The organism is Nocardia sp. NPDC057455 (assembly GCF_042802775.1).
Taxonomy (GTDB): domain Bacteria; phylum Actinomycetota; class Actinomycetes; order Mycobacteriales; family Mycobacteriaceae; genus Nocardia.
The window spans coordinates 116,554-130,762 of the sequence record NZ_JBHVDM010000004.1 but is presented as its reverse complement, the minus strand read 5'-3'; the positions used below and the strand labels follow the sequence as shown (position 1 = coordinate 130,762).

Sequence of the window (14,209 nt, the reverse complement as noted above, 5' to 3'; positions counted from 1 at the left end):
TGGTCGTACTCGAGTGCGTCAGCGCGTGATCGATGCGCGGAAGTTTTCGTCCCTGAGGAACAGCGAGGTGTGGTCCTCGCCGAGATGGGTCCACCTGAGGTTCAGGCCGCCGTCGACGAGCAGGGTCTGGCCCGTGACGTAGGTCGACAGATCCGACAGCAGAAACAGGATCGGTCCCGCCTGCTCCTCCGGTCGCCCGCGTCTGCCCATGGCGATGGCACGGCGGTCCCGTTCGGGATCGTCGTCGACATAGGTGCCGGAGGCCGGTGTCTCGGTGACACCCGGCGCGATGGCGTTCACCCGGATGCCGTCCTGGGCCAGCTCCACCGCCAAAGTGCGGGTTGCCGCCACCAGTGCCGCCTTCGCGGTGCCGTAGGCGATGTGGAACGGCGCAGTGTTCATGCCGCTGATCGAGGAGAGCGACACCAGCGAACCGGGCCTGCCTTGCGATTTCAGCTCCGCGGCCACCGCCTGGCTCATGAAGAACATCGTCTCCAGGTTCTGCGCGAACAACGCGCGCCAGTCCTCCCGAGTCACCCGGGTTGCGGGCATCCAGGTGTGCACCGCGGCGCCGCCCGCCACATTCACCAGTCCGTGCAGCTCGCCGGGGGCCGAGCGGGCGTGCTCCAGGACGGTCGCGACACCCTCCTCGGTACCGACATCGGCCGCGACGGAGAGCACGGAAAGACCTTCCGTCGCAAGCGGTTCGACGTGCTCGGCGAGGTTTTCCCGCGAGCGGCTCACTCCGATCACGGTGGCGCCCGCCCGCGCGATCAGGCGGGTCACCGCGGTGCCGATACCGCCACCGCCCGCTCCCGCGACGATGACGACGCGTCCGGTCAGTCCGAAGAAGTCGTGTGCGCGGTCGTCGATGGTCATCGTCGGGTCAAGCCTTTCCGCGCAGTGCCAGCACACTGCCCTCGGCGTCGGCGGACAGATAGATCGTTCCGTCCGATCCGGCGGCGAGGCCGGCGAACGGGCCCATGGGTCCGGAGAACGGCGGAGTCCCACGCAGTGGTTTGGCGAGCACGCCGGGCGGTGCGCCGACCGGAAGGTCGGCGGCGAGCGTCTGCCGCGCGTTGGTCTCGAGATCGACTTCGATCAGCGCTTTGAGGCCGACGTCGAGGATGAGTAATCGGCTGCCGCGCACCAGAATTCCCTGCGGCGTGTCCAGTCCGTCCACCACCGTGTCGACACCCGCATCGCTGATCGAGACGATCCGTCCGGCCCCGGATTCGGAGACCAGGGGGGTGCCGTCCGGGCCGAATGCGACGCCCATCGGGGCGTCGAGCCCGGTGGCCAGCACTTCGACCTGGCCGGATCGGACCGACAGCACCCGGCCCGCGCCGAGTTCCGCGGCCACGATCGACCTGTCCGCGGTTGCCGCCACACCGTAGAGCTGATCGAACCCATCGGCCAGGATCTCGGGTTCGCCATCCGAGCCGGGGCGGAAATACGAGATCTGCCCGGTGGAGGTGGCGCACAGGAACTCGCCCGGGCCGACAGCACTGACGCCGCGCACATAGCCGGGATTTCCCGCGCTGAAAAGTGATGCGACCGTGTGCAGTCCGCCGTCGCGCAAAACGTAGAAGAAGGTGCCGTCGGCGACGTAGAGATTGCCGTCGTGGCCGACGGTCAGGTCCAGCGGCCACAGCAGGCCGCCTTCCAGAACGGACCGGGTTGTGCCGCCGGTGAGGATCTCGGTGATCTCGCCGGAGAAATTCGAGACGAACAGCCGGTTGCCGACGAAGGTGCAGTTGTCCAGGCCCGGGTCCAGGATCGCCAGCACCTGACGGTCACCGGTGCGCGGATCGATCCGCAGCACCTCGCCGGTCTGCACCTGGGTGGAGACGATGAAGCCCGCGGAGTCGAATTTGACCGAGTCGGGCACGCCGAGATCACCCACGACTCGTTCGGGCGCGCCTCCGTCGGGATCGATGCGCCAGATGTCGTTGGTTCCCATGACCGGGTAGTAGAGGAGCCCGTCAGGTCCGACTTCCATGGCATTGGGCATCGGCAAGTTGTCTTGCAGGATGCGCGGCGCGCTGCCGTCCAGCGGCAGTTCCATGAGGCGCCCGCCGAGCCGGCACTCGTTGACGAACAACCGGCCATTGTGCACCGTGATGCCGTTGGCGCCCGGTAGATCATCGCGGATCACGCGGCTGCGGCCGTCGGCGCCGCGCATGCTGACTCGTGCGTCCATGTACTCGGTGGCGATCAGATTGCCCTCGTGATCGAAGGCCAGGTCGTCGGGGGCGATGATGTCGCTGCCCTTGGCGCTGATGGTCTCGAGGTCGCCGGTGGCGACGTCGAGTGCACTGATCTGGCTACCGGCTACCTGGGCCACGTAGATCCGGCCGTCGGCACCTGTTCGCAGACCGTTCGCACCGAACAGTCGGCTCGGCGGGGTGAGCCGTTGAACGTTCCACCCCTCGGCGAGGGTTATCGGTGTGGTGGTGCTGTAGCGCGCCCCTCGAGTCAAGGCGGGGCCTCCCATGCGATGAGAAAGTCGATATCCGAGGTCTGGCACAGCCCGGCCCGGCGGCGCCGGGGGACGGGAATTCGGCCCCTACGTGCGGCGGGCCATGTGTCGTGGGCCACGCTACTTCAATCATCGTAAGGATAGCAATACTTGAAGGATTACCTACCTTTGAGTAGGTTCTCGCTGCGGTTGCCGAGCGTCGGAGGTGAATGTCGGTGTGGCGGCCCCGGATCTGCGCCGCTGTGGCCGAATTGGTCATTTATCAGCGCTGATGGCCTTCAGTGCAACGATTCCAATCGAGGGCGGCATCGAACTGAGGGACTTGGCCCTGCCAGTGGGTTTGCTGTAGACGAGTGGAATCCAGTCGTCGGCTGTGCGGCGGCAGCCCGTTGTGCACCCCGATTTCACATTGTGGAAACGGCATTATCGTACGCGCGCGAACTGTGCGGAGCAACGAGCAACAGGCCGCTCGGGCTCGAGCGGCCTGCGTGACGGGCGGGGACGTGGCGGGTCGGTGGGCTCAGATCTGCGAGCGGAGGCCGGACTGGATCGCCATCCGCGCACCGGTGGACGTAGCGTTCACCACGCCGTTGTCGAAGCGCTGCAGGACGAGCGTCTGAGTCGCGGCGAGGTGGGTGCGGTACAGGCGTTCGGCTTCGGCGGCCCGCCCCTCCGCGATCTCCCGGGTGATGCGGCGGTGTGTGCGCACGGCTTCGGTGGCCTCGGCCTCGGACGGGTATTCCCCGCGCCGGGTCAGCGCCTCCGCCCAGGCCTCTTCCTGTGCCGACCACAGGGTGACCAGCGTGCTGACGACATAGCGGATGGTCAGGTTCGGGGTGAACGAGACGATGATGTCGTGGAATTCGCGAGCGGTATGGGTGAAGGCCACGCCGTCGCCGATGAGTTCGGCCGACTTCTCGACGTTCTCTGTCAGTGCGGGGACGACGGTCTCGTCGCGGTCGGGTCGCTCGGCGCAGGCGGCAGCGCACAGCGGTTCCAGCGTTCGCAGCCCTGCGGCGAGGTCGCCGAGGGTGACGCGCGCGCCTTGCAGGGCGAGGCCGAGGTGATACGCCGCCGACGTCTCGTCGGGCCGGTGCACCTCGGCGCCGCCGACATTGCCCCGGCGTACGGTGACCAGGCCCTCGGTCTCCAAGATGCGCAGCGCTTCGCGGATCGAGGGGTAGCTCACCCCGAAGTCCTGGACCAGCTGATCCTGGGTGGGGAGCCGATAGTTCTCGTCGCCGGCCAGGATGCGGGTGCGCAGTTCGGAGGCGACGGTTTCCGCGATGCGACGCTGCGGGACACGGCCGCGCTTGGCGGCTGTCATGCCGTCCGCCCCTCGTTGCTCCTCACCCGGCACGCCTTTCCGTCATGGCGGCAGTGTAGTCACCGCGAGATGACCATACAAATATTGCTATCCTTATGAGGATTGAAGTACTGTGCGCCACATGGACTTCACTATGGGTGAGGCCGCCACCCGCCTCCGGGGTGAACTACGGCGGCTGATTGCCGAAGAGGTCCCCGCCGACTATCTCGGCGCGTTCACCGACGATCCGGCCGATCTGGCTGTCGCTCAGCGTTTCTGCCGGGTGCTGGCCGAGCGAGGCTTGCTGTGCGCGGCCTGGCCTGCGGAGTTCGGTGGCCGTGGCGCCTCGGTGTGGGAGCAGACCGTGGTCCGCGAGGAGATGTGGGCGCACCACGAGCCGCGCGGGGCGCAGTACATGGGCGTCAACTGGGTGGGCCCGACGATCATGCGCCACGGTACGGCCGAACAGCAACGCAAACATCTGCCGCCGATCGCGCGCGGTGAGGCGATCTGGTGCCAGGGGTTCAGCGAGCCGGACTCCGGGTCCGATCTGGCCTCCTTGCGGACCAGCGCTCGCCGCGACGGCGACGGCTGGCGCATCTCCGGCCAGAAGATCTGGACCTCCTACGCCACCATGGCGCAATGGTGCTTCCTGCTCGCGCGTACCGCGACCCGGGCGCGGAAACAGCAAGGGCTCACCGTGTTCCTGGTGCCGATGTCAGGTCCGGGGATCGAGGTCCGGCCGATCCGGTCCATGCTCGGTCCGCACCATCTCAACGAGGTCTTCTTCGACGGGGTGCACGTGACCGAAGCCGATGTGCTCGGTCGGATCGACGAGGGCTGGTCGGTGGTGCAGGAGGTGCTGGCGTTCGAACGCGTCGGCATCGCCCGCTATGCGCGCTGTGAGCGGCTGTTGCAGGCCGCGCCGGACGTTCTCGGCCCGCGGTGGGACACAATGCCTGCCGAACTGCGCGGCCGCTGGGCCCGCATGCTGACCCGGGCGCGGCGGGCGCGGCTGCTGGCCTACCAGGTGATCGCGATGCAGAGCGCCGGACGGGTCGCGCCCGGCGACGCCGCGGCCTATCGCATCGCGGTGACCCGGCTCGATCAGGAAAGCGCCGATGTGCTGGCCGAACTCGCCGCGTTCGCGGGCTCCGAAGAGGTGCACCAGCGCCGGTTCCGGCGCGCGGTGGACGACCATTGGCGATACGCGAATGCCGCGACGGTCGCCTCCGGCAGTATCGAGATGCAGAAGATCCTGCTGGCGCGCTCATTGCTGAGCGCGCCCCGCCGGGCGGGGGAGGCCGCGTGACCGCCGCGTCGTTCCCGGCGGACGGGCGGGCGATGACCATCGAACTCTGTGCCGAGGCGCAGGAATACGGCAAACAGGCGTTGCGCGCCTTGCGCGCGGCAGGTGGCGACGAACTGGTGCAGCGGGCCGAGCGCGAGCCCGCACGGCGCGCGCTCGTCGCGCCGGTGCTGGGCGAACTCGGCGCCTGGGAGCTGGAACCGAGGCGTGATCCGGTCGAGCTGGAAGCGGCCGCGGCGCTGTGCCGCAGCGCAGGCTACTGGGCCACGCCTTATCCGGTCGCGGAGCGGCTGGCCCGCCCGGTCGACCTGGACGTCGACGGGTTGGTGGTGGTCTCGGATGACGAGCCCGCCGCGGCGGTCGCGAATCTCGACCTGCGCTGGGCGGCGGTCACCCTGGACGGTGCGCGCGGGTCGGTGGTGCTGGTGCGACCGCCCGAAGTGTCCGCGCGTGAGTCGGCCTTCGTGGCGCGACTGGATGTGTCGCCGGTGGACGCCGACGGCGCCACCGACCTGGCGCTGGCGCTGGTGCTGCCGTGCTGGAGCCTGCTCGGCATGCTCGACCGCGCGGTAGAACTCGCCCGCGCGCACGTACTGGTCCGCGAACAGTTCGGCAAGCCGCTGGCCGAGTTCCAATCGGTGCAGTTCCAGCTGACCGACGCCGAGGTGGAGCGGCGCGGCGTGGACATGCTCGCTCGCTACGCGTTGTGGAGCATTCAAGCCGATCGCGGGGACGCGCTGATCGACGCACTGGCGCTGCGTTCGGCGACGCTGGAGGCGGCCGCGGCCGTGTTCCGCGTAGCCCACCAGCTGCACGGCGCCCTCGGTTTCTGCGACGAGTCGCCACTGTCCTGGTTGTCGCGCTACAGCCTGCCGTTGCGCCGGCTGCCGCTCGGCCTGGTCGCTACCGAGGGTCGGCTGGCCCGGCTGGCCGGCCGTCGTAGCCTGACCGGTTTGTTCTCCGATCTACCGGAAGGGTGAGGCCATGCGCTACGACCTGCCCGATGTGCTGACCGTCGCCTGCGAAGGGCCGGTCCGTATCGTCGTCATCGACCGCCCCGACGAGCTCAACGCGGTGAACGCCGAATTGCACCGAGCGCTGGCCGAAGTGTGGCGGCAGTTGGCCGCGGACCGGGAGGCCGCGGTCGTGATCCTCACCGGCGCAGGCCGGGCCTTCAGCGCGGGCGGCGACCTGGACTGGATCACCTCTTTCCTGGACGACCCGGTCGCGCGGGACGAGAGCATCCGCGAAGGCGCCCAGATCATCGAGGAGATGCTGCGCTTTCCGCTGCCGGTGATCGCCGCGGTGAACGGTGCGGCGATGGGGCTGGGCGCCGGCCTCGTGGTGCTGTGTGATGTCGTGCTGATGTCGGATCGCGCCTATCTGGCCGATCCGCACGTCGCCGTCGGGCTCGTCGCCGGGGACGGCGGCGCCGCGTTCTGGCCGCTGCTCACCCCGATCCTGCGGACGCGGGAATACCTGTACACCGGCGACCGGATCGATGCCGCCACGGCTGTCGAGGTCGGACTGGCGTCGCGCGTCGTCGCCGCGGACGAATTGCTCGACGAGGCAAAAAGACTGGCCGTCCGGCTGGCCGCCCTGCCGCCGGATGCGCTGCGCAGCACGAAGCGGGTCGTGAACATGTACCTGTCCCAAGCGCTCGGCGGTCCGATGCAGGCGGGTTTCGCCGCCGAGGTGGTTACCATGCGGTCACCGGAACACCGGGAACGGCTGCTGGCGTTGCGACAGCGGGCGCGGTGACCGGGCACGACCTCGACGAGTTCCGCGGCGAGGTCCGGGACTGGTGCCGCAGGCAGGTACCGGCCGACTGGCGGCGGTCGCAGACCGGCCCCGCGGACGCGGAATTCCGGCGTTTCCAGCACGATTGGTTCCAGCGGCTGCGCCACGCGGGATTCGCGGTGCCGCACTGGCCGCGCGAATACGGCGGCGGCATGTCCATCCCGGAACAGATCGTGCTGTATCAGGAACTCGCCGCCCACGACGCGCCGCGACTGGTGCTGGCCTTCGTGGCCGTTCACCACGCGGCCGCGACGTTGCTGGCGGCGGGAACCGACGAACAGCGGCGACGGCATCTCCCCGCGATCTTGGACGGCGAGATCTGGGTGCAGGGTTTCTCCGAACCCGGCGCCGGATCCGATCTGGCGGCATTGCAGACCAGTGCCCGCCGAGACGGCGACGGCTACGTCGTGACCGGACAGAAGGTGTGGGCCAGCGGTGCGCAATACGCGGACTGGTGCCTGCTGCTGGCTCGCACCGACCCGGCCGCCCCCAAGCGGCGCGGGATCTCCTATTTCCTGCTGGACATGCGCAGCCCCGGCATCGAGGTGCGCCCGATCCGGCAGGCCACCGGTGAGTCGCACTTCTGCGAGATCTTCTTGGACGAGGTGCGAATCCCGGCGGACGGGCTGGTCGGCGCGGAGCACGCGGGGTGGCAGGTGGCACAGCAGACGCTCGGTGCCGAGCGTGGGCTGACCATGCTGGAACTGGCCGAACGGCTCGGCAACGCCGGATTCCGATGGCTCGTCGAAGCGTGCGGGCGTGCCGGTCCCGGTGGGCGGCGCCCGGTCGACGACGCGGTGGTGGCCGACCGGCTGGCCGCGCTGGAAATCGAGATCGCCGGATTGCGCGCATTGTGCCGCGACCTGGTGGAGCGGCACGACGCGGGAGTCGCGGGCCCGGCCGACGCTTCCGTCGTCAAGCTGTACTACAGCGAACTGTTGCAGCGGATGACGGATTTCGGCACCGAGGTAGGGGGAGTGGCCGCGCACACGATGCTGCGCAAACCGATGTCCGGCGGCTGGGAGTCGGGCGCCTGGGTGCTGGACTTCGTCGGCTCCTGGGAATGGACCATTCCGGGTGGGACCAGCGAGATCCAGCGCACCATCATCGCGGAGCGCGGACTCGGCCTGCCTCGGGAACCGGCGGGAACATGATGAGCGACGAATTCGCCGAGATCCACGACGAATTGCGCGCGGTGGCGCGCGGCCTGCTCGGCAGAGCCGATGCCGAGCAGGCGGTCGACTGGTCGCTGATCGCCCGATCCGGGTGGCTCGGCCTGGAGGCGCCCGCCGAATTCGACGGAGCCGACGCCACTTTCGCCGAGGTCGCCGTGGTGCTCCGGGAAATGGGCCGAGCGGCCGCCCGCAGTGCGTACCCTTCGGTCGCGGTGCTCGCCGTCGGCGCGCTCGCCCTGCTGGAGCCTCATCCACTGAGGGACGAGTTGTTCCGCGGCACCGTCGCCGGCGCCGTGGTTCCGGTTGTCGCGCTCACGGCGGAGGAGCGCGTCGGTGCCGAGTCCGCCGGCGCGGTCGACGCGCACGCTGATCTCACGCCGGTCGGATCACCGTTCCGGCTCGTGCCCGGTAACGACGGCCTGCGTCTGCACGGTCGCGCCGAGTTCGTGCTCGACGCGCCCGGCGCGGACCGGCTGCTCGTGCCCGCGCGCGATCCCGGTGGCGAGCTCGTCATAGCGGCGGTCGAACCCGGTGCTCCGGGGACAGTCGTCACCGCGCGACCGGTGGTCGACGCGACCCGAGGTCTAGGGCGCGTGAGCATGGACGGCGTCGCGGTGGCGCAGGCGTCGGTGTGGCGATTCCGCGGCGACGGAGAGCGCGCCCTGCGGCGGTTGTACGACCGGGCAGCAGTCGCTATGGCCTGCGACAGCCTCGGACTGAGCGAGGCGATGCTCGAGGCCACCGTCGGCTACGTGAAGGTGCGCGAGCAGTTCGGCCGCCCGATCGGTTCGTTCCAGGTCGTCAAACACGCCTGCGCGGACATGCTGGTGCAGGTCGCGGTGGCCCGGCAGTTGGTGGCGGCCGCTGTCGGAGCCCAGGTGACCTCGGCGCCGGACGCTGCCGCCGCGGCGTCGATGGCCAAGGCGTTCAGCACCGACACGGCGGTGCGGGTGGCGGGCAAGGCCATGCAACTACACGGCGGTATGGGCTACACCTGGGAGAGCGGAATCCACGCATACCTCAAACGGGCCACGCTCGATCGTTCTCTCTTCGGTACGCCGGCCGAGCACCGGAAACGGCTGGCCCGGCGGTACGCCTCGGTGTAGCGCGTGCCGTGGCGTACCGCCGGGCCGGCCGTTCGCGCGCGCCCCGGCTGCCGAGTCAGTCCTCCGGAGTCTCGGTGAAGCGCTGGAGGTACAGCGGCTCGCCCAGCTTCTCCACCAGATCGAGTTCGGTCTCCAGGTAGTCGACGTGCTGCTCCTCGTCTTCGAGGATGTGCTCGAAGATCCGAGCGGAGGTCACGTCGCCGCGTGAACGCATCAACTCGATGCCCCGGCGGAGCCGTTCGACCGCTTCCAACTCGATCTGCAGGTCGGCCCGCAGTTGCTCCGGCACGCTCTGTCCGATGCGCAGCGGGTTGAGCTTCTGGTAGTTCGGCAGGCCCTCCAGAAAGAGGATCCGGTCGGTGAGGAGCTCGGCATGCTTCATCTCGTCGATCGATTCGTGCCGAGTGTGCCGAGCCAGCTTGGTGAAACCCCAGTTCTCCTGCATCTTGGCGTGCAGGAAGTACTGGTTGATCGCCGTGAGTTCGGCCGTCAGCTGCTCGTTGAGCAACGCCACGATGTCCTTGTCGCCGTCCATAGCAGCGATCGTGGCACAAAATGTGCGCAGCGCGGCAGAGACCGCCTGGTGTGTCGGATCAGGCGGCCGAGGGCTGTGCTCCGGTCGTCGCGCGGGCGCGGCCGATCACCTCGGCCAATCGCGCCGTGCAACTGCCGCAGCCGGGCTTCCAGCCGCAGGCGTTCTTCACTTGGCGGACACTGTCGGCCCCGGCCGCGACGCAGGTGTGCACGTCACCTTCGGACAGCGCGTTACAGATGCACACGTACATGAAGCCTCACAGCCAGGGTCACCAATACATGAGGTTAGCCTCGACTAACGAGGTAAGCCTCCCCTAATGTATAGCAGGCGGGAGGGGCGGTGTGAAGCCCGGTGCGCACCGTGTCGGTTTGGGGCGATGGCAACCGGGATCCTGTCCTCGCGGCGCTGATCACGCTGGATGGGCCGCCCCGGCTCCGGCCCTGGTGCTAGCCGTCGGCCAGTCGTTTCGCTGCCAGCTGCCGCAGGTCACTGGACTTGATCTTCGCGCTGCCGGTGAGCGTGATGTCCGCCTCGGCGAACAACAGCACATGCCGCGGCACCTTGTAGCTGGCGAGCCGCTCGCGCAGGAACGCGCGGACCGCCGCGCTGTCCACGGTCGTGTCCGCGTGGGGCACCACGCAGGCCACCACGACCTCGCCGAGCGTCTCGTGCGGTACGCCGACCGTGCGCGCGACCTTGACGCCAGGGAATCGGATCAACGCCTCGTCGACCTCCAGCGGGGAGACGTTCGCGCCGCCGGTCTTGATGATGTCGGTCAGCCGCCCCTCCCAATACAGCCGGTCCGCGTCATCGAGGTAGCCGCCGTCGCCGGTATGGAAGTACCCGTCGAAGTCGAGCGTCTCGTCCAGCGCGGTGCCGAGATAGCCGAGCATGAGCGTGGGCCCTTTGACGCAGATCTCGCCGCGTTCACCGCGCGCCAGCACGGACCCGGTGAGCGGGTCGACGATCTTGACGGTGTTGCCGGGCAACGGCTTGCCGCTGCTGCCCGCGATTTCGTCCTCGGGTGTGCCCGCCGGAAAGCATGTGGTGATGGTGAAGGTCTCGGTGTTGCCATAGGCGTGCCCGGGCTCGGTCCAAGTGGTCGACACGCGCGGGTGCCGCGCCGCGGCAGTCTTCACGTCCACGAAGCGCAGGCAGCTCAGGTCGGTCGTGGACCAGTTGGACGCGCCTTCCAGTTGCGCCCATTGGTGCGGCCACGCGACCGGGAAGTTCACTCGCTCCGCGCGCATCAACTCCAGCGCCTCGGCGGCGTCGAAGGTCGATTGCAGCACCAGGCTGCCGCCCGCGGCCAGGGTGGCGCCGAGTGCTTGGCCGAAGTTGCCCGACCAGAAGAAGCCGTTGGCGGTCCAGCAGCGCACACGGTCGTCCGGGCCGAACCCGAACATGCGCCGGAACCGCCACATCTGGATGGCGACGCCGCGGTGCGCGCTGCGGATGCCCTTCGGCGCGCTGGTCGTTCCGGACGAGAAGAACAGCACAGCGGTGTCGCTGGGCCGCACGGTAGCGGCTGTGGCTTCGATCAGTGCCGGTGCTCCGGCGTGCCCGCGGGCCAGAAACGTGTGCCAGGAGTCGATCGCTGCGCCGGGCATCGGCTCGCCGACCATCGCGAGATGGCGTAGGAACGGGTAGACCGTCGAGCCGAGCGCGCCCGGCGCCCCGGCCCTGATGGCGGGTTCCAGCCCGGTCAGTACGGCGGCGAAATCCTTGTTCGCCACGGTCCTTTCGAACAGCAGCACCGACACACCGGACAGCCGTAGCAGGTGGTCGAGCTCCGTGGGGCTGGAGAAGGTGCTGAGGGCGACGGCCACTCCGCCGGCCAGTGATACGCCGAAGACGGCCGAGAGCCACTCCGGCCGGTTGGTCATCAGCACGCCCACTCGGCTGTCCTTGCCGATCCCGCATGCGCGCAGGGCCCGTGCCACCTCGGTGGCGCGCTCCCACAACTCGGCATAGGTCCAGCGGATGACGCCGGTACCGGTGTGCGCGACGAGCGCCTCTCGGCCGCCGTACCGCCCGGTGACTTCGCGCAGGAAGCCGGGCAAGGTGAGCGGACCGAGACCCGGCTCGTCGGACAGTGGCGGGCCGGAGGCGATCGCCGCGGCCGGCGCGAGGACGTCGTTGATGTCGGTGGGCATCGTGGCCTCTTCCGTTCTTCCCGATGGCCGTCAGTACGGGAGCTCGACCTCGGCCGTGCAGTCCACCAGCACGCCGAAATCCTGATCGGTCAGCCGCAGCTTCACCTGTACCAGCGGCACGCCCCACACCGAATGTGCTTCCTTGCCGATGATCTCGGCGTCGAAGTAGGTCACGTCGCCCTCGAAAGCGGGCAGGCGGAACTCCGCCTTGCTGTGGCGGACCATGCCGTCGTGCCCGGCCCAGTACGAGAGGTAGTCGGTGCACCAGGCGCCCATGGTGGCGCCGTAGCCGTAGGCGCGCGCCATCCCGACCTCGCCCGCCTTGTCGGCGTCGATGTGCCCGCGCGAGGGGCCGACGTACAGGCCGTCGCGCTTGCGCGGGTCGATACGCGCGCCCTCTTCGTCGAAGGCGAACCCTTCGGTCCAGCCCGGATCCTGATAGACCCAGGGATCCTCGATTCCTTCCGGTGCCGTCCAGTGGAATGTGCCCCAGATGTTGAACAAGAAGGCGCGGTACTCGGTGGTGAAGCTCGCGATGGTGTGCGGGCCGATCACCCGGCGCGGCAGCCGATCCCCGACCTTCACTTCATCGAAGCGCGGCGAGACGCCCGCCCGGTTGGACAGTATCCACTCGTGCCGCAGCGACTCGATCTCGGCCAGCTCCGCTCCGGTCCAGCTCCGCACCGCGCCGCGCTGGTTGTCGTACATTCCGCGCTTGTTGGCTTCCGACGCCAGATAGCGAATGGCGGTGGACCTTTCGCGAGCGACCAGCACACCGTTCTGATTTCGGTGCACGGTGTCGCCGCGAGAGAACATCGTCGGTCCGGCGAACTTGGTCTCCGCCACCTTGTAGTCGTGGAAACGCCGGTCCTGGAACAGTGTGTCGCCGGGGCGCACCGGGCAGCCGTAGAACCACCATTCCTCGCCGCCGAAGATCAAGTGACTGCCCGGGATGTGGCCGACGCACGCGGGTTGTGCCCCGTGCCCGTAATCCAACGCGACCGCGATCGATGGGGGCGCCACGATGCCGCCATATCGGGAGTCGCGAGCGAATTCCTGGTCCCAATGAAGTGGATTCGGATAATCCATCGCCATCACCCAGCGGCGGATGTCGGAAGAACTGCACGGGTCCCACAGCTGACCGCCGCCCACCGGCTTGCCGACCCGGTGGTCGACGTCGGACAGATCGAGTTGCACAGTGGATTTCGTCGATTTCCTGGTCACGCGATACTCCTGATCAACGATTCACGTCGACGACGATCCGGCCGCGCACGGCGCCGTCGATGAGCCGGTCGGCCGCGGTGATCACCTCACCGAGCGGGATCTCCTCGGCGATGCTGTCCAGGGCGGCCGGGGCCAGGTCGCGGGCGAGCCGCGCCCAGGCATCGAGTCGCCGCTGCTTGGGCGCCATGACGCTGTCGATGCCGTACAACGTGACCCCGCGCAGGATGAACGGGGCGACCGTGGCCGGGAAGTCCATTCCCTGGGCCAGGCCGCAGGCGGCCACCGCGCCGCCGTACCGGGTCTGGGCGCAGACGTTGACCAGCGTGTGACTGCCGACGGTGTCGACCACGCCTGCCCAGCGCTCCTTCTGCAGCGGCTTGCCGCGCTCGGCCAGTTCGGCGCGATCCACCACGGTGCCCGCGCCCAGGTGCTGGAGGTAGGCGGTCTCGGCGGTCTTGCCGGTGGCGGCCGCCACAGCGAACCCGGCCTTGCTCAGCAGCGCGATCGCGATACTGCCCACGCCGCCGGTCGCGCCGGTCACCAGAACTTCGCCTTGATCGGGGCGAACGCCGTGACCAAGCAGTGCTTCGACGCACAGGCTCGCCGTGTAGCCGGCGGTGCCGATCGACATCGCTTGCCGCGCGGTGAACTCGGCGGGCCGGGGCACCAGCCAGTCCCCGTTCAAGCGGGCGCGCTGGGCGAGACCGCCCCAATGCGTTTCTCCTACGCCCCAGCCGTTGAGGATCACGTCCTCGCCCACCGACCAATCCGCGTGGCCGCTCTCGGTGACGACACCGGCGAGGTCGATGCCGGGCACCATCGGGAACGCGCGCACGACCGGGGACTTACCGGTGATGGCCAGGGCGTCTTTGTAATTGAGGGTGGAGTAGGCGACCTCGACGGTGACGTTCCCCTCGGGCAGCGTCGCTTCGTCCACGTTCGTCAGCGTGACCTTCGGTCCCGCCTCGCCCTTCTCGATCAGAACTGCGGCAAACATGCGGGGCAATTTCCCTTCCTAGAACGGGTGGACCATCTGGCGCAAATACGTTTCCGATATTGAGAATACGATTCTCAATCGAATCATGCTTTCACTGCGGGATTCCGGTGTCAACGCGG

The 14,209-nt window shown here is 68.7% G+C and carries 13 protein-coding genes; 5 read left to right on the top strand and 8 right to left on the bottom strand.

The annotated features are described in order from the left end of the window. Positions 1–18: 18 nt before the first annotated feature. From ACFU5M_RS03165 to ACFU5M_RS03155, 3 genes are all read right to left on the bottom strand, one after another. A complete protein-coding gene (locus ACFU5M_RS03165; protein ID WP_379042814.1) occupies positions 19–879 on the bottom strand; it encodes an SDR family NAD(P)-dependent oxidoreductase in 861 nt (286 codons plus the stop codon). Positions 880–886: 7 nt separating this feature from the next. After that, complete coding sequence (locus ACFU5M_RS03160) at positions 887–2,497, bottom strand: SMP-30/gluconolactonase/LRE family protein (RefSeq protein WP_379042811.1); 1,611 nt, start codon at positions 2,495–2,497, stop codon at positions 887–889. A gap of 505 nt (positions 2,498–3,002) precedes the next feature. Then, the gene (locus tag ACFU5M_RS03155) at positions 3,003–3,809 is read right to left on the bottom strand and encodes a FadR/GntR family transcriptional regulator (RefSeq protein ID WP_379042807.1); all 807 of its coding nucleotides are present in this window, start codon (positions 3,807–3,809) and stop codon (positions 3,003–3,005) included. Positions 3,810–3,930: 121 nt separating this feature from the next. On the opposite strand from ACFU5M_RS03155, the gene ACFU5M_RS03150 reads away from it, so the two are divergent. Genes ACFU5M_RS03150 through ACFU5M_RS03130 form a run of 5 tightly spaced genes read left to right on the top strand, consistent with a single transcriptional unit; the run spans position 3,931 to position 9,178 of the window. Then, the gene (locus tag ACFU5M_RS03150; protein WP_379042804.1) at positions 3,931–5,100 is read left to right on the top strand and encodes an acyl-CoA dehydrogenase family protein; all 1,170 of its coding nucleotides are present in this window, start codon (positions 3,931–3,933) and stop codon (positions 5,098–5,100) included. 32 nt (positions 5,101–5,132) lie between these two features. After that, positions 5,133–6,077: an acyl-CoA dehydrogenase family protein gene (locus tag ACFU5M_RS03145; RefSeq protein ID WP_379042874.1), complete on the top strand. Its 945-nt coding sequence runs from the start codon at positions 5,133–5,135 to the stop codon at positions 6,075–6,077. Positions 6,078–6,081: 4 nt separating this feature from the next. After that, positions 6,082–6,858, top strand: coding sequence for an enoyl-CoA hydratase/isomerase family protein (locus ACFU5M_RS03140; RefSeq protein WP_379042801.1), 777 nt, complete (start codon positions 6,082–6,084; stop codon positions 6,856–6,858). Beyond that, positions 6,855–8,051: an acyl-CoA dehydrogenase family protein gene (locus ACFU5M_RS03135; protein ID WP_379042798.1), complete on the top strand. Its 1,197-nt coding sequence runs from the start codon at positions 6,855–6,857 to the stop codon at positions 8,049–8,051. The genes ACFU5M_RS03140 and ACFU5M_RS03135 overlap by 4 nt, the downstream gene beginning before the upstream one ends. Then, positions 8,051–9,178, top strand: a complete 1,128-nt coding sequence (locus ACFU5M_RS03130) for an acyl-CoA dehydrogenase family protein (protein ID WP_379042795.1) — start codon at positions 8,051–8,053, stop codon at positions 9,176–9,178. Before ACFU5M_RS03135 ends, ACFU5M_RS03130 begins: the two co-directional genes overlap by 1 nt. A gap of 55 nt (positions 9,179–9,233) precedes the next feature. Here the strand turns inward: ACFU5M_RS03130 and bfr are convergent, their stop codons facing one another. The 5 genes from bfr to ACFU5M_RS03105 form a co-directional block, all read right to left on the bottom strand. Beyond that, positions 9,234–9,713, bottom strand: a complete 480-nt coding sequence (bfr, locus tag ACFU5M_RS03125) for a bacterioferritin (protein ID WP_040871768.1) — start codon at positions 9,711–9,713, stop codon at positions 9,234–9,236. 58 nt (positions 9,714–9,771) lie between these two features. Further along, positions 9,772–9,963, bottom strand: a complete 192-nt coding sequence (locus ACFU5M_RS03120) for a bacterioferritin-associated ferredoxin (protein ID WP_083888136.1) — start codon at positions 9,961–9,963, stop codon at positions 9,772–9,774. A gap of 196 nt (positions 9,964–10,159) precedes the next feature. After that, positions 10,160–11,869 carry a class I adenylate-forming enzyme family protein gene (locus ACFU5M_RS03115; RefSeq protein ID WP_379042791.1) on the bottom strand — a complete coding sequence of 570 codons (1,710 nt, stop codon included), beginning with the start codon at positions 11,867–11,869 and terminating at the stop codon, positions 10,160–10,162. A 30-nt stretch (positions 11,870–11,899) separates the two neighbouring features. Further along, complete coding sequence (locus tag ACFU5M_RS03110; RefSeq protein ID WP_379042788.1) at positions 11,900–13,093, bottom strand: MaoC family dehydratase N-terminal domain-containing protein; 1,194 nt, start codon at positions 13,091–13,093, stop codon at positions 11,900–11,902. Between the two features lie 13 nt (positions 13,094–13,106). Then, positions 13,107–14,090, bottom strand: coding sequence for an MDR family oxidoreductase (locus ACFU5M_RS03105; protein ID WP_379042785.1), 984 nt, complete (start codon positions 14,088–14,090; stop codon positions 13,107–13,109). Positions 14,091–14,209: the final 119 nt, after the last annotated feature.